General features: G+C 61.1%; 19 protein-coding genes. 7 read left to right on the forward strand and 12 right to left on the reverse strand.

The annotated features are described in order from the left end of the window. Positions 1-22: 22 nt before the first annotated feature. The 8 genes from fabF to BR71_RS08875 form a co-directional block, all read right to left on the reverse strand. Positions 23-1264 (reverse strand): beta-ketoacyl-ACP synthase II, encoded by a 1242-nt coding sequence (gene fabF, locus BR71_RS08840; RefSeq protein WP_039756356.1) that lies wholly within the window; start codon positions 1262-1264, stop codon positions 23-25. Positions 1265-1441: 177 nt separating this feature from the next. Beyond that, a complete protein-coding gene (gene acpP, locus BR71_RS08845; protein WP_019103041.1) occupies positions 1442-1681 on the reverse strand; it encodes an acyl carrier protein in 240 nt (79 codons plus the stop codon). Positions 1682-1787: 106 nt separating this feature from the next. After that, complete coding sequence (gene fabG, locus BR71_RS08850; RefSeq protein WP_019103321.1) at positions 1788-2525, reverse strand: 3-oxoacyl-ACP reductase FabG; 738 nt, start codon at positions 2523-2525, stop codon at positions 1788-1790. A 53-nt stretch (positions 2526-2578) separates the two neighbouring features. After that, positions 2579-3508 carry an ACP S-malonyltransferase gene (gene fabD / locus BR71_RS08855; RefSeq protein ID WP_019103320.1) on the reverse strand — a complete coding sequence of 310 codons (930 nt, stop codon included), beginning with the start codon at positions 3506-3508 and terminating at the stop codon, positions 2579-2581. Between the two features lie 129 nt (positions 3509-3637). Next, positions 3638-4597 carry a beta-ketoacyl-ACP synthase III gene (locus BR71_RS08860; protein ID WP_019103319.1) on the reverse strand — a complete coding sequence of 320 codons (960 nt, stop codon included), beginning with the start codon at positions 4595-4597 and terminating at the stop codon, positions 3638-3640. A gap of 5 nt (positions 4598-4602) precedes the next feature. Then, the gene (plsX, locus tag BR71_RS08865) at positions 4603-5640 is read right to left on the reverse strand and encodes a phosphate acyltransferase PlsX (RefSeq protein ID WP_043635858.1); all 1038 of its coding nucleotides are present in this window, start codon (positions 5638-5640) and stop codon (positions 4603-4605) included. Between the two features lie 57 nt (positions 5641-5697). Next, entirely contained in the window at positions 5698-5877 is a 180-nt protein-coding gene (rpmF, locus tag BR71_RS08870; RefSeq protein ID WP_011136965.1) for a 50S ribosomal protein L32, read from the reverse strand. A gap of 46 nt (positions 5878-5923) precedes the next feature. Further along, positions 5924-6427, reverse strand: a complete 504-nt coding sequence (locus BR71_RS08875) for a YceD family protein (protein ID WP_043591833.1) — start codon at positions 6425-6427, stop codon at positions 5924-5926. A 107-nt stretch (positions 6428-6534) separates the two neighbouring features. Here BR71_RS08875 and BR71_RS08880 point away from each other — a divergent pair, with 107 nt between their 5' ends. From BR71_RS08880 to pncB, 3 genes are read left to right on the forward strand one after another with little or no spacing between them, the layout of a single operon-like run. Continuing rightward, positions 6535-7116, forward strand: a complete 582-nt coding sequence (locus BR71_RS08880) for a Maf family protein (RefSeq protein ID WP_043591835.1) — start codon at positions 6535-6537, stop codon at positions 7114-7116. Then, entirely contained in the window at positions 7113-7817 is a 705-nt protein-coding gene (locus BR71_RS08885; RefSeq protein ID WP_043635862.1) for an SAM-dependent methyltransferase, read from the forward strand. Before BR71_RS08880 ends, BR71_RS08885 begins: the two co-directional genes overlap by 4 nt. 17 nt (positions 7818-7834) lie before the next feature. Further along, entirely contained in the window at positions 7835-9034 is a 1200-nt protein-coding gene (gene pncB, locus BR71_RS08890) for a nicotinate phosphoribosyltransferase (protein WP_039756072.1), read from the forward strand. 118 nt (positions 9035-9152) lie between these two features. Here pncB and BR71_RS08895 read toward each other — a convergent pair whose 3' ends face one another. Further along, positions 9153-10043: a Rossmann-like and DUF2520 domain-containing protein gene (locus tag BR71_RS08895; protein ID WP_052370445.1), complete on the reverse strand. Its 891-nt coding sequence runs from the start codon at positions 10041-10043 to the stop codon at positions 9153-9155. A gap of 130 nt (positions 10044-10173) precedes the next feature. Here BR71_RS08895 and BR71_RS08900 point away from each other — a divergent pair, with 130 nt between their 5' ends. The 3 genes from BR71_RS08900 (at position 10174) to BR71_RS08910 (ending at position 12319) form a co-directional block, all read left to right on the forward strand. Further along, on the forward strand, positions 10174-10746 hold the full coding sequence (locus BR71_RS08900; protein WP_043635864.1) for a LemA family protein: 573 nt from the start codon (positions 10174-10176) through the stop codon (positions 10744-10746). A 1-nt stretch (position 10747) separates the two neighbouring features. Then, positions 10748-11677 (forward strand): hypothetical protein, encoded by a 930-nt coding sequence (locus BR71_RS08905; RefSeq protein ID WP_043635868.1) that lies wholly within the window; start codon positions 10748-10750, stop codon positions 11675-11677. A gap of 189 nt (positions 11678-11866) precedes the next feature. Then, positions 11867-12319, forward strand: coding sequence for a BLUF domain-containing protein (locus BR71_RS08910; protein ID WP_043635871.1), 453 nt, complete (start codon positions 11867-11869; stop codon positions 12317-12319). A gap of 91 nt (positions 12320-12410) precedes the next feature. On the opposite strand, the gene BR71_RS08915 is transcribed toward BR71_RS08910, so the two are convergent. Then, a complete protein-coding gene (locus BR71_RS08915) occupies positions 12411-13688 on the reverse strand; it encodes an O-acetylhomoserine aminocarboxypropyltransferase/cysteine synthase family protein (RefSeq protein ID WP_043635874.1) in 1278 nt (425 codons plus the stop codon). A 676-nt stretch (positions 13689-14364) separates the two neighbouring features. Here BR71_RS08915 and BR71_RS08920 point away from each other — a divergent pair. After that, positions 14365-15513: a porin gene (locus BR71_RS08920; RefSeq protein ID WP_052370446.1), complete on the forward strand. Its 1149-nt coding sequence runs from the start codon at positions 14365-14367 to the stop codon at positions 15511-15513. Between the two features lie 213 nt (positions 15514-15726). Here BR71_RS08920 and BR71_RS08925 read toward each other — a convergent pair whose 3' ends face one another. Beyond that, a complete protein-coding gene (locus BR71_RS08925; protein WP_043635877.1) occupies positions 15727-16797 on the reverse strand; it encodes an ABC transporter ATP-binding protein in 1071 nt (356 codons plus the stop codon). Continuing rightward, positions 16790-18535, reverse strand: a complete 1746-nt coding sequence (locus BR71_RS08930) for an ABC transporter permease (protein WP_081862605.1) — start codon at positions 18533-18535, stop codon at positions 16790-16792. Before BR71_RS08930 ends, BR71_RS08925 begins: the two co-directional genes overlap by 8 nt. Between the last annotated feature and the right edge of the window lie 72 nt (positions 18536-18607).

Genomic DNA, 18607 nt, shown 5'->3' on the forward strand with positions numbered 1-18607 from the left:
CTGTCAATCGACAAGACTACGATCAGACGCGCTTGAACACCAGCGTGCCGTTGGTGCCGCCGAAACCGAAGGAGTTGGAGATGCCGATGTCGATCTTCATCTCGCGAGCGGTATTGGCCACGTAGTCCAGATCGCAGCCGGCCTCCACATCCTGATCATGCAGGTTGATGGTGGGCGGCGAAACCTGGTTGTGCACCGCCAAAATGGTGTAGATCGCCTCCACGCCGCCAGCGCCGCCCAGCAAGTGGCCGGTCATCGACTTGGTGGAGTTGACCACCAGCTTTTTGGCGTGGTCGCCAAAGGCCAGTTTGAGCGCCGTGGTTTCATTGGCGTCGCCCAAAGGCGTGGACGTGCCGTGAGCGTTCACGTACTGCACTTGGTCGGCGTTGATGCCGGCGTCGCGCAGCGCGTTGCTTATGCCGCGCGCGGGACCCTCGGCGCTGGGCGCCGTGATGTGGTGGGCGTCCGAACTCATGCCGAAGCCGATCAACTCGGCGTAGATCTTGGCGCCGCGTTTGACCGCGTGCTCATAGTCTTCCAGCACCAGCACGCCGGCGCCCTCGCCCATGACGAAGCCGTCCCGGCCCTTGTCCCAGGGACGGGAAGCCGTGGCCGGGTCGTCGTTGCGCGTGGACAGGGCCTTCATCGCGGCGAAACCGCCGATGCCCAGGCGGGAAACCGCGCCTTCGGCGCCGCCGGCCACCATGACGTCTGCGTCGCCGTACTGGATCATCCGCGCCGCGTCGCCGATGCAATGCGCGCCTGTGGTGCAGGCGGACACGATGCCGTAGGTCGGCCCCTGATAACCTTTCAGGATGGATACCTGGCCGGCGATCAAATTGATCAGCGAGCCCGGAATGAAGAACGGGCCGATCTTGCGCGGGCCGCCTTCCTGCAAGGCCACGCCGGTTTCCTCGATCAGCGGCAAGCCGCCGATGCCAGAGCCGATGTTGACCCCGACCCGGGTCTTGTCCAGGCCCGGAATATCATCCAGCCCAGCGTCCGCCACCGCCTGCAAGGCCGCGGCGATGCCGTAATGGATGAACAGGTCGTTGCGGCGGGCTTCCTTCGGCGAGATATAGTCGCTGATCTCAAAGCCCTTCACTTCGCCCGCGATCTGGCAAGCCATGTCGCTGGCGTCGAAACGGGTAATCTTGGCGATGCCGCTGTGGCCGGCCAGCAAATTGGCCCAACCGGTGGCGACGTCGTTGCCGACCGGGGACACATGGCCCAGGCCGGTTACTACAACTCTGCGTTTTGACACGAAGAATCTCCGTGAGAGATGGGAGGGCAGTCTCCCGACGAGACCGTCCACGCATTACGATGCCCTACGGTTTGGCAGGGATCAAACGCGCGTTTGGCATCCTCTTGGCAAAAGACCTCTGCGAAGAGACCAGAAGGCTCCGGGCAGAGGTCCTAATACCCCTCGAAAGGGAAGGAATTACTTGTTCAAGTGAGCAGTGACGTAGTCGACGGCTTGCTGAACGGTGGTGATCTTCTCGGCCTCTTCATCCGGAATTTCGCACTCGAACTCTTCTTCCAGAGCCATTACCAGCTCAACGGTGTCGAGGGAGTCGGCGCCCAGATCGTCCACGAACGAAGATTCGATTTTCACTTCGGCTTCGTTCACGCCCAGTTGTTCGGCAACGATCTTCTTAACGCGCGCTTCGATGTTTTCCATTTGTTTAAACCCTTGACCTTTCTGATTCGGGATAACAAAACCCCGGTATTCTACAAAAAAAAATTAGAGCAGCCTACCTAAATCTCCAGGCGGGCCGCAAGCTCGTTCACGGCATCAACATGCCGCCGTTGACATGCAGCGTCTGGCCGGTGATATAGCCAGCGCGATCCGACGCCAAAAATGCGGTGGCGTCGGCGATATCCTTGGCGTCGCCCAGGCGGCCCAGGGCAATCTGCTCGACCAGCGCCGCGCGTTGCGCTTCCGGCAGCGCGCGGGTCATGTCGGTATCAATGAAGCCGGGCGCCACGCAATTGACGGTGATGTTGCGGCTGCCCACTTCGCGCGCCATCGACTTGGTGAAGCCGATGATGCCGGCCTTGGCCGCCGAATAGTTGGTCTGGCCCGGATTGCCGGACACGCCCACTACCGAGGCGATATTGATGATGCGGCCGAAGCGCGCCTTCATCATGCCCCGCAGCACAGCCTTGGACGCCTTGAACACCGATTTCAAATTGGTGTCCATGATGTCGTCCCAGTCTTCGTCCTTCATCCGCATCAGCAAGCCGTCGCGAGTGATGCCGGCATTATTGACCAGGATCGCGATTGCGCCGAATTCTTTCTCGATGGATTCGACCAGCGCGTCGATCGCGCCGGCCTCGGTCACATTCAGCACCCTGCCGGCGCCGCCCTGTGCGGACAGACGCTCATGGATGCTCGCTGCGCCGGCCTCGCTGGTTGCGGTGCCGATCACCACGGCGCCTTCGGCGGCCAGCGCCGCGGCGATCGCCGCGCCGATGCCGCGCGATGCGCCGGTGACCAATGCCACTTTGCCTTGCAGGCTCATTGCAGTCTCCTTATCGTTATTCCCGGCCCCGTCTTGGCGAGGCCGCATTACATTCAGTTCAGTTCGCCGCGAGCGGCTTCCAGCGCCGCCACATCAGTCAGCGCCAGACATTTGACGTTACCGTCGATGCGCTTCGCCAAGCCGGCCAATACCCTGCCCGGCCCGCATTCCGCCATCTGCGTCACGCCATCGGCGGCCAGCTTCTGGATGGTCTCGGTCCAACGCACCGGCATGTACAACTGGCGCGTCAGCGCGTCGCGAATCTGCGCCGGCTCGGTGTAGCTGGCGACGTCTGCGTTGTGCAGCACCGGAATGGCCGGAGCGCTGATGTCCGCCTGCTCCAGCGCCGCGGCCAGCTGCTCCGCCGCGGGCCGCATCAGCGCGCAATGCGAGGGCACGGACACCGGCAAGGGCAGCGCGCGCTTGGCGCCGCGGGCCTTGCACTGCTCCATGGCCCGTTCCACCGCGCCTTTATGCCCGGCGATCACCACCTGGCCCGGCGAATTGAAATTGACCGCTTCCACCACTTCGCCCTGAGCCGCTTCCGCGCAAGCGGCGCGGATGTCCTCGTCGGACAAGTTCAGGATGGCGGCCATCGCGCCGACGCCCACGGGCACCGCGGATTGCATCGCCTCGGCGCGCAGGCGCACCAGTTTCACCGCTTCGGCGAAGGGTAGCGCCGCCGCCGCCACCAAGGCGGTGTACTCGCCCAGGCTGTGACCGGCCACCAGCGTCGGCTGCCGGCCGTTCAATTCCTGCCAGGCCAGGTAAGTGGCGTAGCCGGCGGCCAGCATGATGGGCTGGGTGTTGACGGTGGCGTTGATCTCGTCGGCCGAGTCCGCCTGCAGCATCGCCCACAGGTCGACGCTCAAGGCGTCCGATGCTTCGTCAAAAGTGTGTTTCACCACGGGCAAATCGGCAAAGCCATCCATCATTTTCAAGCTTTGCGAGCCTTGGCCCGGGAACAGAAATGCAAACGCCATAGTCGACTCCTGAGAATTCGACGCAAGAATGACGCAAACCGGCGACGTCTGCCAAGCCTAACGATCAAATATCGCTCAGACTAGTGACCTCACGGTCAGCCGTCGGCGGCTTGCGCGCCAATGTTTGGATCAGATCTTCAACAATACAGCGCCCCAGGCGAAACCGCCGCCTATGCCTTCAAGCAATACGGTCTGGCCTCGACGAATGCGCCCGTCGCGCACCGCGCTGTCCAAGGCCAGCGGAATCGATGCGGCGGAAGTATTGCCCTGTTGCGGCAATGTGACGATCACGCGGTCCATCGGCAAGCCCAAATGCTTGGCGGTGGATTCGATGATGCGCAAATTGGCCTGATGCGGCACCAGCCAGTCCACTTCGCTCTTGTCGACGCCGGCTTCCGCCAGCGTCTTGACGGCGATGTCGGACAAGGCCTTGACCGCGAATTTGAACACAGCCGGGCCATCCATGTGCAGATAGGGCATGCCCTGGATCTTGCCGCCTGAAATCTGGGCCGGGGTGTTGAGAATGTCCTTGTAGCGTCCATCCGCCGCCAGCTTGGCATGCAGGATGCCCGGCTCGTCGGAATCGCCGAGAATCACCGCGCCGGCGCCGTCGCCGAACAGCACACAGGTGCGGCGGTCGTCCCAATCCAGCACCCGCGACATGATTTCCGCGCCCACCACCAAGGCGCGACGGGCCATGCCGCTCTTGATGTAGTTGTTGGCGGTTACCAAGGCGAACATGAAGCCGGCGCATACCGCCTGCACGTCAAACGCCGCGCAGCCGGGAATGCCCAGTTTTTCCTGCAGCAAACAGGCGGTGCTGGGGAAGACCATGTCGGGAGTGGTGGTGGCGACGATGATCAGATCGATCTCGTGCTTGTCGATGCCCGCGCTCTGGATCGCGGCTTCCGCCGCCTTGAGCGCGAGATCGCTGGTTTTGTGTTCCTCTGCCGCAATATGGCGCGCGTGGATGCCAGTGCGCGAGACTATCCACTCGTCGCTGGTATCCACGCGTTCGGCCAACTGCGCATTGGTGAGCACCTGCTCGGGCAGAAAGCTGCCGGTGCCTAGAATGCGGGAATAGCCCATGGTTGTCAGTTCGCTTCCGCCTCGGACTGCTTGAGATTATTTAATTGGTGAGCAATCCGGTCGGCGATGTGACCAATCACGTCGGAGCCGGCTTCCTCGCAAGCCTGCTCCAGCGCGTAACGGAATCCTGTGACATCGGTCCCGCCGTGGCTTTTCACCACGATGCCGCGCAGCCCCAGCAAGCTGGCGCCGTTGTAGCGGCGAGGATCAATGCGTTTCTTGAAGAGCTTGAGCACCGGCAGCGCGGCCAGCGCGCACAAGCGCGTCCACCAACTGCGGCCAAACTCTTCTCTCAGGAACACGGCGAACATGTGAGCCAGCCCCTCAGCTGTCTTCAAAGCCACATTGCCGGTGAAACCGTCGCAGACTACCACATCCACCGTGCCTTTACAGATGTCGTCGCCCTCCACGTTGCCGTGGAAATTGAGTTCGGACTGGCGCAGCAGTTCAGCGGTCTTCTTGATATTGTCGTTGCCCTTGATGTCTTCCGAGCCGATGTTCAGCAGGCCCACGCTAGGAGTGGCGATGCCGCTAAGGCACACCACCAGTTCGGACCCCATGATGCCGAACTGCAACAGTTGTTCTGGAGTGCAATCGACGTTGGCGCCCAAGTCCAGCACGCAAGACAAGCCCTTGACGGTGGGCAGCATCTTGGCGATGGCGGGCCGGTCGATGCCGGGAATGGTCTTGAGCACGAAACGCGCGGTCGCCATTAGGGCGCCGGTATTGCCGGCGGACACGGCGGCCTGAGCCTCGCCTTCTTTGACCAGATTGATGGCCACCCGCATCGACGAGTCTTTCTTGTTTTTCAAGGCGAGCTGAGGCGCCTCATCCATGCCCACCACTTGGGTAGCGTGCTGGATGCGGATGCGTTCACGCGCGACGCCTTGGTGCGCATCCAGTTCCGCCTCTAGGGCAGGCTGGTCGCCAACAAGAATCAAACGGGTGTCGGGATGGTTCTGCAGGAATTGGATCGATGCAGGGACGGTAACCTTGAGGCCAACGTCACCGCCCATTGCATCAACCGCGACGGTGATAGTCATCAACGAGTGCGGTAATAGTGCTGCCTAATCAGTGAGGAAAGTAGGAAAACGGGGAGATTACTCGCCCTTGGTCTTCACAACTTTGCGGCCGCGGTAAAAACCGTTCGGGCTGATGTGGTGGCGCAGGTGTGCTTCACCGGTGCTGGCTTCTACGGCCAATGCCGGGGCGGTCAGAAAATCGTGTGCACGATGCATGCCGCGCTTGGACGGGGACTTTTTGTTCTGTTGAACAGCCATGGTCGACTCCTAAGAAATTCAAGTAGATTCGGTTCGAATCCGGGTTTTACTCGGACTTGGGTCTCTTAAGCGCCGCCAGCACCGCAAACGGATTGGGCTTGTCAGCCTTGGCGAGCGAGAGAGTTTCCCTGCCGCAATCGTCGTGTTTCGGCGACAACGGCAAGCCCATAATGATTTCGTCTTCGATCAGCGCAGTCAGGTTCAGTTCCGGTTCGGCGATGATCGCGTCCAGCTCTTCGTCCTGCTCGCAAGCTTCTTCCAGCTTGTCCGGATCGGTAAACAAGGTGACCACCGAATCGGTGTCCAGGCTGTACGGCATGCTTTCCATGCAGCGCTGGCAAGTCACTTTGAGTTCCGCCGACAAATGAAGACGCAGCGACAAACGGTTCAACCGGTCGCGAAAACCGTCCAGGGCGTATTTTACTTCCCCGGAGGCGTCGGACAGGTCGCTGTGCACACGCTCATCCAGCTCGCCAACCGGCAGTTTGCCGGCTTGCGAACGCCCTTCCCGGGCGAACTTGAGCGGATCGATCAAAATCGGTTTAGACATAAACCTCGCATGGTACAATCCATTCCCCTGATTTGTCAAAAGAAACAAGGAGCCCTCCGCGCGCGCCGCCTGGCCGCCCCGGCTCCGCAACAAGCGACGTCCACACCATGCAGATCGTACTGGCCTCCACTTCCCGCTATCGCCAAGAAATCATCGCCCGTCTGGGCCTGCCCTTCCACGCTGAACCGCCGGTGTGCGACGAAACCCCGCTGCCGGGAGAAACCGCGCTGGAAACCGCGCTGAGGCTGGCGCGCGCCAAGGCGCAATCGCTGGCGGAGAAGCATCCGCAAGCGCTGATTATAGGTTCCGACCAAGTGGCTTTGCTTGACGGACAGCAGATAGGCAAGCCAGGATCGTTTGAAAACGGCGTCAAGATGTTGCAATGGATGAGCGGCCGTACCGTCGTCTTCCATTCGGCGCTGGCCTTGTACAACAGCGCCGAAGGCCGCCTGCAGGAAACGGTGGGCATTACCCGCGTTACCTTGCGCGAACTGAGCGAAGCGCAAATCCGCAACTACCTGGAACGCGAACCGGACGCGCTGCACTGCGCCGGCAGCGCCAAGAGCGAAGGCCTGGGTGGCGCGCTGCTGGAACGCGTGGAATCCGACGACCCCAACGCGTTGATCGGCGTGCCCTTGTTCAAATTGATTACGATGCTGGCCAACGAAGGCGTGGAGATTTTGCGATGAGCGGCACCCTGTTTCTAATCCCCGCCCCCTTGGGCGACGAATCCATCGCCTGGTTGCCCGAAGCCGAACGCGCCAAGGTGCTGCACCTGACCCACTTCGTGGTGGAGGCCGAAAAAACCGCGCGCAAGCATCTGAAGGCGCTGGGCGTCAGCGCGCCCATCCGCGAACTCGCCATGAGCACGCTGAACGAGCACACCCCGGCCGCCGACGTGGCCGCCTTGCTCCAACCGCTGCTGGACGGCCACGACCTCGGCCTGATTTCCGAAGCCGGCTGCCCGGCGGTGGCCGACCCCGGCGCGCAACTGGTGGCGCTGGCGCACGAACGCGGCTTGCGAGTGGAGCCCTTGATCGGCCCCTCCTCCATCCTGCTGGCGCTGATGGCCAGCGGCGCCAACGGACAGTGCTTCGCCTTCCACGGCTATCTGCCGGTGGACGCCGCGGACAAGGCCAAAATCGTCAAGGAGCTGGAGCTGCGTTCGCGCCAGCGCAACGAAACTCAAGTCTTCATCGAAACGCCGTACCGCAACAACGCCTTGCTGCAACAGTTGCGGGACACGCTGTCCCCCGCCACCCGGCTGGCAGTGGCTTGCGACCTGACTTTGCCGAGCCAGACCATCGTCAGTCGCCGGGTCAAGGACTGGCCCAAAGACGCGCCGGATCTGCACAAACGTCCGGCCATTTTCATCATTCACGCCGCCTGAGCCCGCCCATGGCCAAAATTCCGCCGCTGATCCACTCCCTGCTGGACACCGATCTTTACAAGTTCACCATGCTGCAAGTGGTGCTGCACCAATTCCCCGCCTCGCACGGCGAGTACGAGTTCAAGTGCCGCAACCGTCCAGACATGCCGCTGACCCAGCTGAAGAAGGAGTTGGAAGCGCAACTGGACTGGCTGTGCCAGTTGCACTTCACCCAGGAAGAGCTGGCCCATCTGCGCACGCTACGCTTCATCAAGAGCGATTTCGTCGATTACCTGGAGCTGTTCCACCTACAGCGGCGCTTCATCACCGTGTCCTGCCAAGACGAGGAACTGGTGATTCGCATCAAGGGCCCGCTGGTGCAAGCGATGTTCTTTGAAATCTTCGTGCTCGCCATCGTCAACGAGCTGTATTTCCGCCGCCTCGATTCAGCCGAGGTCCGCGCCGAGGGCCTCCGCCGGCTGGAAGCCAAGATTGCCGTGCTGGAACGCTTCCGCGACAGCGAGGCCGAACAGCAACGCTTCCCCTTGCTGATCGCCGATTTCGGCACCCGCCGCCGCTTCAGCCGGGAATGGCAGCAGCACGTGGTGGAGCGCCTGAACAACGCGCTACCGGACATTTTCCGCGGCACCAGCAATGTTTATCTGGCCTGGAAACTGGGCATCACCCCGATAGGCACCATGGCGCATGAGTTTTTCCAAGCCTTCCAGGCGCTGGGGGTGCGGCTGCGCGATTTCCAGAAGGCGGCATTGGAATCCTGGGTGCAGGAATATCGCGGCGACCTCGGCATCGCGCTGACCGACGTGGTGGGCATGGACGCTTTCCTGGCGGACTTTGACCTTTATTTCGCCAAGCTGTTCGACGGCCTGCGCCATGACAGCGGCGACCCCTATCAATGGGGCGAAAAGGCGATCGCGCATTACCGCAAGCTACGCATCGACCCGGCCACCAAAATGCTGACCTTCAGCGACGGCCTGAGCGTGGACAGCGCGCTGGACCTGCACCGCCACTTCAGCCCCAACATACAAGTCAGCTTCGGCATCGGCACTCATTTCACCAACGACATGGGGCTTGAGCCGCTGCAAATCGTCCTCAAATTGGTCAGCTGCAACGGCCAGCCGGTGGCCAAGCTGTCCGACAGCCCGGGCAAGACCATGTGCAGCGACGAAACCTTCCTCGCCTATCTGCGCCAGGTGTTCAAGGTGGCGCTGCCAACCTGAGAGCGCACTCAAAGTCCGCTGCGCGTCGGAAGGGAAATTGTGCGATGAGCACCGGCTTCGAAATGCTCATGTACCACACGCACATTCCGCTTTCTCAGCCGTTTTCGCCTGTCTCGCCCTAGCTCGCGAGACCTTGAACAGGCTCGGAGCCCTCCTCGAACGCCAGCGCGCTTAGCACTTGCCGGCGCGCCGGTTCTGGCAACCCTTCGCCGGCCAGCGCGACCGTCTGCCTGCCCAAGGCTTGATAGACGGCGCGCAACTCGCCGTCGTCCATCGCCTGCAAATGCAGGGCCACCGTCGACGCGTCGCCCCGCGCGATCGGCCCGGTCAAGGCCGCTTGCGGCCCTAGCGCCAACGCATTGCCCAAGGTCTGCCGCATCAACCCTCCCAGCAAAGGCGTCAACAATTCTTCCGGCACGCCGCCCTGGCAGGCTAAACGCCGCGCGATGGCCATCAGCGTCACTAGATAATTGGACGCCACCGACAAGGCCGCGTGATAGGCCGGTTTGCCGCCGTCGGCCAACCGAAACGGCAGGCCGCCTATGGCCTGCGCCAGCGCCCGCAAAGCGGCGCACGCCTCGGCATCGCCCTCCAGCGCGCACAGCACGCCGGAAAACCCTTCAAGCGCGACAGCGGGATCGGCGAAGGAAAAAGCCGGATGCAGGCTGCCGATATGCGCGCCGCGCGCCGCCGTCGGCCGCAATAATTCGGACCCGCTAACGCCGCTGGCGTGAAACACCACCGCGCCGGACGGCACGCCGGACGCGGCCAGCCGCTGGGCGCAATCGGCGATCGCCGCATCCGGCACCGCCAGCAGATAAAGATCGGCGGCGGCCAAATCCGCCCACTCCGTCACCGGCCGGCCCATGCCGATGAAGGCGCAGGCGGCGGCGGCGGAGTCCATATTGTGCGTCATCACGTCCTGCACGCTGTAGCGGCCGGAACGCCGCGCCAACGCCGCCAAGGTCTTGCCCAGGCGCCCCGCGCCTATGATATTGATCCGAATCACGCTTCCCCCTGAATATCTCAACCGCCTGGGCGAGCCCCGACCCGGGCGCAGACAAAAAAACATCGTTGCACGATAATGCGGTGCATGGACGCCGCGCATCGGCGACGCCTGCCTCCGGAGAGATCCCACCATGAAGCTCGCCGTTTTTCTCGGCGTCATCGCCGCCCTCTTTCTCTACCTGATCACGCTATACAACGCGCTGATCAATTTGAAGCACCAGTTGACGCAAAGCTGGGCCAATATCGATGTCATCCTCAAACAGCGACACGACGAGTTGCCTAAGCTGGTGGAGGTGTGCCGGCAATACGCCCAGTTCGAACAGGAAACCCTGACACAGGTCATGGCCGCCCGCGGCGCGGTGGCCGACTCCGCCCGGGCCCGGGATCCGGAAGCCCTCGGCGCAGCGGAAGGCCGCCTGCACGGTCTGATCAGCCAGCTGTACGCGGTGGTCGAAGCCTATCCGGCACTGCAGGCGGATCAGCAATTCTCGCAATTAAGCGCGCGCATCAGCCAACTGGAAGAAGCGCTGGCGGATCGCCGCGAACTTTACAATGAGGCGGTCAAACTCCACAACGCCCGCATCGAACAGTTCCCCGATGTGCTGCTGGCCCGATTATTTCACTTCCCGCCGGCCCGGTCGCTGCGTTTTGCCGCCTCGGAAACCCGCGACGTGGACATGAAAGCGCTGTTCGCGCGCGACTGACATGCCGGCGCTCCCCTCTGTGCTGCAGGTCCTGGGGCTGACCCTGTACCTGCTGGCCGCAGCCATATCACTCCTTGGCGGAGAAGCCCGCCACGGCCTGCTGATCGCGGCCATCGTCGGGCTGATAAGCTGGCGCATGAACTACCGTCATTATCGCCAGGTGGCGGACACGCCCACCTCCAGGCTGGGCAGCGCGGCGTTGGGTCAGGTCGAATTATGCGGCCGGGCCCGCTGCCATCCCGGCGCGCCCAACTACAGCCCCTTAAGCGGCCGGCGCTGCGCCTGGTATCGCTGCTGGCGCATAGACGAGCGCCGCAAGCTGGACTGGGATGACTGGCTGGCCTGGGCCTTGCAACGCTCCAACCGAATGGCGACCAGTGCTAACCCGCCGGAAATCAGCAGCGACGACAGCTTCCTGCTAGTGGACGGCGACGCGGAAGCCACCATCCTCCCCGGCGCCGCGCAAGTGGTCGCCCGCCACCGGCGCCGCTGGCACGAAGATGGCATGCTGCTGATAGAGGAATGGATAGACGAAGACGAGGCCATCTATGTCCGCGGCCAGTTGCGACGCCTGGATTCTCGCGCCACCGCTCTGGACTTGCGCCTGGACATCGGCGCCAAACTGGCGGAATGGAAAAACGACAAGGAAGACCTGTTGCGCCGCTTCGACCTGGACGGAGACGGCCAACTCAGCGAACAGGAATGGTCGCTGGCGCGCGCGGCGGCGCAACGCGAAGTCATCGCCCTGCAGCAGGAACTGGCGCGACAGCCGGCCTCCTTGCTGCTGAGCGGCGATGAGCAAAGCGGGCCGCTCATCATCACCACCTTGTCGCCGGAGCAAAGCGCGCGATGGTTCCGCCGCCGAGCCTGGCTCCACGCCGCCGTGGCGTTTGCCTGCGTATTGGGCTGGCTCAAGCTGGCTCGGCTCTAAAAACCTGTTCAAAGTCTGCTGCGCGTCGGCGATACGGCGTTAAAAACAAGCTCAAAATGCTCATGTGCCACGCGTACATTCCGCTTTCTCAGCCGTTTTCGCCTTGCCTCGCCTTAGCTCGCGAGATCGTAAACACGTTCTAAACCTCTATACTGAAACCAGAGCAATCCCCACGCGGCAGGAGCGCACATGATCCGCCTGATCTATAGCAGCGCAGCCCACCACCCGGTTTCAGCCGAAACCATGCATAAGCGCATCCGCCATTTTCGCGACTACAACCAAAGCCAGGGCATCGCCAGCGTGCTGCTGATGCTGAACGACGACTTTCTGCAAATACTGGAAGGCCCTGAAGAAAACATCGATGCGCTCTATCAACGCATCGCGCGCGACCCGCTGCACCATCAACTGACCTTGCTGTCGCGCGAGGAGATCGAACACCCCATGCTGGCGAACCATCCATTGGAATACCTTGCTCCGGTACCGCAAGCCGATGGCAAACCGCTATCCGCGGCCGCCATCGCCCGAGACGCCGGCTGGACGCTGCACGGCAAGGTCCAGCATGTGATTCAAAGCTTTCTCGACGGCAAATGGCATCATCACCTGCCCAACGGCATGAATCCGCAAGTGCTGCACCGCGGCTGAATCCATCCATATATAGTGTCTTCGCGATCAACCGCGGCTTGCCCCCCCCTCTTCGGCCCTCCATCTTGCCTCACACATCCGCAAACAAGCGTTACCGCGCCGCAGCAGTCAGTGCCTGGTTGATGTCGGCCAGAATGTCGTAGACATGTTCGATGCCTATCGACAAACGCACCATTTCCGGCCGCACCCCGGCGCGCAATTGCTCATCAGCCGACAACTGGCGATGAGTGGTGGTGGCCGGGTGGCAGGCCAGCGATTTGGCATCGCCGATATTCACCAGCCGGGTCACCAGTTGCAAAGCGTCGATGAAGCGCCCGCCTGCCGCCGCGCCGCCTCGGATGCCGAAGGACAGAACACCGGAAGCCCGGCCGCCGAAGTAACGCTGGGCAAGGTGGTGGTCCGGGTGATCTTCCAGCCCGGCGTATTCAACCCACTCCACCACAGGATGAGCTCGCAGATGCTCGGCCACTTGCTGCGCGTTGGCGCAGATTCGGTCCATGCGCAACGCCAGTGTCTCTATGCCTTGCAAAATCAGAAAGGCGTTGAACGGCGCCAGCGCCGCTCCCATATTGCGCAAGGGCACCACTCGCGCCCGCGCGATATAGGCCGCCGCCCCCAGCGCTTCCACATAGTTGACGCCGTGATAGCTGACGTCCGGCGTGTTCAAGCGCGCGAAGCGCTCGGCATGCTCGGCCCAGGGGAAACGGCCGCTATCGACAATAGCGCCGCCTATGCTGTTGCCGTGTCCACCCAGATATTTGGTCAGGCTGTGCACCACGATATCGGCGCCGTGCTCGAACGGTCGGCATAGATAAGGCGACGGCACCGTGTTGTCGACGATCAAGGGCAGACCATGGCGATGCGCTTGCTCGGCGAAAGCGGCGAAGTCGACCACATTGCCCAGCGGGTTACCAATGGATTCGCAAAACACCGCCTTGGTGCGCGCATCCGCCTTTTCTCCTATTTGCTCCGGATGACGGTGACTGACAAAGCGCACCTCGATGCCCAGCTGCGGCAGCGTGTGGGCGAATAAATTGTAAGTGCCGCCATACAGGGTGCTGGTCGCGATGATGTTGTCGCCGGCCTCGGCAACAGTTTGTATCGCGTACGTGATCGCCGCCATGCCGGAAGCCACCGCCAGCGCGCCAATCCCACCCTCCAGCGCCGCCACCCGCTTTTCCAGCACATCGGTGGTCGGGTTCATGATGCGGGTATAGATATTGCCCTGCACCTTGAGATCAAACAGATCCGCACCGTGCTGAGTGCTGTCGAATGCGTAGCTGGTGGTTTGGTACAAGGGCACCGCCACCGCCTTGGTTGTCGGATCCGGCGCATAGCCGGCATGTACTGCCAGGGTTTCCAGCTTCATCTTGTCGGTCCTTCCTTCTATCAGGGTAAGTGGCATACCGTTCGCCCATGCCACCCACCTACCTTAACCGGGAACCAAGACCAACAAAAGAAGCGAAACCTAACACCGCCAAACCAAACAATCTATGCGGACGCAAGAACAGACTGCAAACCTCGTACAACTTCAAAACAGACAAAATAAAACAAAACATATTTTACAAACAACAAGTTAGCACTCACGTCCAATAGCATATATTCAAGTGCGCCATCTCTTTTCAAGCTATTTACATAGACATCGCTTTCTATTATGATTCGATTGTGAATTCGTTCCGATGTGCGTCTTGCGGCATCGTGAATTCTCTTCAAGTCACGTTGATTTTTGAGCCCGCTCCTCGCGGGCTTATTTTTTTTCACCTCCCCGAATCATTCTATTCTTCCCCTCACCGCCGATACCCCTTTAGCATAAGGCTTTCCGCCGGAAAGTGCGTTTTTACAACACTTGCACGCAATGAGCTATTTTCATGATTTACCCATTTACTTCATTGGCTTAGCAAGACATTTCCATGTAAAACCACACATACAAAGCAACAATTGGTTGTTGATTTGCAACACCACATTTACCTAAAAGTTGCATTTACACAACTTAGCCAATAGCATTTGCTCACATTCCTAAACCCATATAAAAGGATGACTTGACCATGAAAAAGAGTCTGATCGCCCTGCTGGTAGCTACTCTGCCGGCTGCAGCTTTCGCTGACGTGACCATCTACGGCAAAATCAAAGGCGGCGTTGAATACGTTGACAATGGTTCCACCAAGCAAACCAACATCGACGACCTGGGTTCCCGTATCGGCTTCAAAGGCAAAGAAGACCTGGGCAACGGTCTGAAGGCTATCTGGCAAGTTGAAACCGGTTTTGGCATTGATGGCCAATCCCGTACTGGTTCCAGCAGCGGCACTTTCGCTAGCCGTAACTCTTTCGTAGGTCTGCAGAGCGATCTGGGCACCCTGCGTCTGGGTAACGTGTCCAACTTCCTGGACAGCGACATGGGCATCGTTGACAGCTGGGAATACGGCAGCGACGCGCTGGGCCTGGGTATTTTCACCCGCGATGGCAGCCGTCTGAAGAACTCCGTGCGCTACGACCTGCCGAGCATCGCTGGCTTCAGCGCCGCTCTGCAATACGGCACCAAGGAAGACAAGAGCAAGAACACCCAAGCTCGTGAAACCACTATCGTTGGCCTGGGCTACGAAAACAGCGGCTTCTTCGGTAAGTATGCTTACATCCACGAGAGCAAAGCTCAATCGGCCGCCAATGTAATTGTTGACACGACGACCGGCAAAGCCATCGTATCCGACAAGGCTGGCGCTGGTCAGGTCTCTCTGGGTTCCTTCGTTAATCCGACCTCCAACGATAAGCATCGCCTGGAAGTTGGCTACAACGCCAACAACCTGCTGGTTGCCTTCGGCTACCAACAGCAAAAAGGTGGTTTGGATATCGTAGGCAGCACTTGGGCTAACCAAATCATCAACGGCGCCAACTACCCGGCTTCTAGCGTTATCGATGCCAACGGTAAAGTGAAAACCCGTGAATACGCTTTGACCGCTGCCTATACCATCGGCGCATTCACCCCGAAATTCACTTACGCTCACGGCGACAAGATTGAAGTTAGCGGCGTAAAACTGAACGACTCGCAATACAGCCAGTACGTACTGGGCGTTGACTACGCGATCTCCAAGCGCACCACCTTCGGCGCGCAATACGGTCAGATCGACGTTAAAGGCGGCCTGGACAACGCCAATAAAGACCTGAAGGCCTTCGGCGTGAACATGATCCACGCATTCTAATTTGTCGGTTCGACGCAAGAACCTACGAACATGAATGAGAAAAAGGCCCGCGCAAGCGGGCCTTTTTCATTGCCGGAGCCTTCTTTCCGGCTCACAGCCATTCCTGCGATAGCCATAGACGATAGTCTCTAGCAGCAGTCAGTCTCCGCCACACCCCCATGAAAAAAGGGCAAGCTGCACGCTCGCCCTGTGATGGCCCTGCTTAGCCGCGAATCAGGCCGGCGCCGCCTCGAACGCCCAAGTATCCTCCAGCCCGAATTCCACCCAGCACTCGCCCTTGGGCTTGGCTTGCTGACCAAAGGCGCGCAAGCGCAGATCTCCATGTTGCAACAGGTATTCCCAGCGGTCGCCCAAATACATCGACGCGATCAAGTGGGCCGGCAGGCTGTTGCCGCCCGGCTCATCCTGCACGCGCAACCGTTCCAAGCGGATCACCGCCTCGGCCTGCTGCCCCACCTGCAATGCCTGCCTCGCAGTGGCGCGAAGTTGCCAGCCCTCGCCCTGCAAGGTGACGCTGGCGCCGTCCCGAGCAGCCACCTTGGCCTGCAGCGTATTGTTGGCGCCCATGAATTGCGCGGTATAAAGGGAAACCGGCGCGGAATACAACTCGGTAGGACTGCCTGCCTGCTCGATGCGGCCGTTCTTCAACAACAAAATCTGGTCCGACATCGCCATCGCCTCACCCTGATCGTGGGTGACGCACAAGGCGGACAAGTTCATCGACACGATCAGTTCGCGCAACCACGCGCGCGCCTCTTCGCGCAGCTTGGCATCCAGATTGGACAGCGGCTCGTCCAGCAGGATCACCGGCGGGTTGTAAATCAGCGCCCGGGCGATAGCCACGCGCTGCTGCTGGCCGCCGGACAATTGATGCGGATAGCGCTCCGCCAAATGCCCTAGCCCCAGCTTGTCCAGAATCTGCCTCACCCTTGCGGCGATCTCCGCCGTCGAAGTCTGGCGCAATTTCAAACCATAGCCGACGTTCTGCGCCACGGTGCGATGCGGCCACAAGGCGTAAGACTGGAACACCAGGCCGAGGGAACGCTGCTCCACCGCCAGATTACAACCGGCGGACGCGTCATACAAAGGCCCGCCGTCCAGCAGGATTTGACCGGCCGACGGCTGCTCCAGTCCGGCGATAGCGCGCAGCAAAGTGGTCTTGCCGCTGCCGGAAGCGCCAAGCAAGGACACCACCTGGCCGGCGGCCAGATCAAAGGAGACACCCTTCAAGATTGGATTCTGATCGTAATTCAGATGCAGATCGCGCACGCTCAGCTTAGTCATGCAGTTTCACTCCCAGACGCAAGGCCAGCGCCAAGCCGGCGCCCACCATCAAAATATTGATCACAGACAGAGCCGCCACTTGGTCCACCGCGCCGGTGGCCCACAGGGACACCAGCAGGGAACCGATCACCTCGGTGCCCGGCGACAACAGATACACCGCAGTCGAGTACTCACGCTCGAAAATCATGAAGATCAGCAGCCAACTGGACAGCAGACCAAAACGGATCAAAGGCAAGGTCACGTCCAGACTGGTCCGCCGCTGACTGGCCCCGGCGGTGCGAGCGGCTTCTTCCAGCTCCGGCCCTACTTGCAGCAAGGCGCTCTGCACCAAGCGCATGCCATAGGCCAGCCAGACCACGGTGTAGGCCAACCAGATCGACAGCATGCTGTTCTTCGCGCCTTGTAGGCCGGGCACAAACAAGAACACCCACAGAAAGGCCAAGCCGGCCAGGATGCCCGGCACCGCGCGAGGCAACAGCACCAGGTAATCCAGCAAGCGCGCCCCCCAATCGTGGCGACGATGACCCGCGAAACCGACCAGGGTGTAGAAGCCCACCGCCAGCGCGCCGCCAATCACGCCGACGCCCAGCGTGTTGACGATGGCGCGGACGATGTTGTCTTCCTCGAACACCAGCGCGTAATGATCCAGCGTCAAGGTCTCCAGCAAGGACACGCCCTCGCCCCAGTGACTGACCACGGAGCGCAGCGCAATGCCGGAAATCGGCACCACCACGGTGAGGAACAGCCACAACAGCACGATGATCAACGCCAGATATCGCCACGGCCCCAGCGATAGCGGATGCTGGCGGCCGGCCTTGCCTTTGAGTGCGACGAAACGCTGAGCGCTGCGCAACAGCCGGCGCTGCAACAGGACCAACGGGAAAGTGATGGCGATCAGGCACACCGCCACCGCGGCCATCAGGTGATAGGACGGCACGCCGAGTTTATTGGTCAGCTTGTACAGATAAGTGGCCAGCACCAGATGCCCTTCCGGATCGCCCAGAACCAGCGGCAGGCCAAATACCTCGAAACCGAGAAACACCACCAGCACGCCGGCAAACAGCATGGAGGGCATCACCATCGGCAGGCTGACGTCCCGCGCCACGCGGAAGGGACTGGCGCCGGCCACGCGCGCTGCCTCTTCCACGTCCGAGCCCAGATTGCGCAAGGCCGCCGACGCGTACAGATAGACATGCGGCACATGAGTCAGCCCCGCCACTACCGCGATACTCAGCAGGGAATAGATGTTCCACGGCACCTCTTCCACGCCGAACCACTGCTTGAACCATAAAGAATAAAAACCCACCGGCCCGGCCGCCACCACATAACCGAAGGCCAGCACCATGGGCGACACGAACACCGGCGTCAGCAGCAAGGGCTCCAGCCAGCGGCGCCCGGGCAAGTCGGTGCGCGCCATCAAAAACGCCAGCACCCCGCCCAGCGGAATAGCGATCAGCGCCATGCCGGCGGCGATCACCAGCGAATTGCCGAGCGCGGACCAGAAATCGGGATCGGAGAACACAAAGCGATAGGCGACCAGCCCCACGTTCTTGTCCGCCATGAAAAAGGGCTGATCCAGCAGGCTTTGGTAGACCACCAACGATAGCGGGGCCAATACCAGCAGGCCCAGCACGCCCAAGACCAGCCAACGGCCGGCGGCGCTCCCGCGTGGCCAGCCGCCGTGGACGGCGGCCTTGGCCGTCTCAACGGGGACTGCCGGATTAATGGAAGAGTTCATGCTTGCTCCCAGACCTGCGCGCAGGCCTCTGCGCCGTCCGCGCACGGCGGACGGCTGATTCTGTCATTGGAA

This window comes from Chromobacterium haemolyticum DSM 19808, assembly GCF_000711885.1.
Lineage (GTDB): Bacteria > Pseudomonadota > Gammaproteobacteria > Burkholderiales > Chromobacteriaceae > Chromobacterium > Chromobacterium haemolyticum.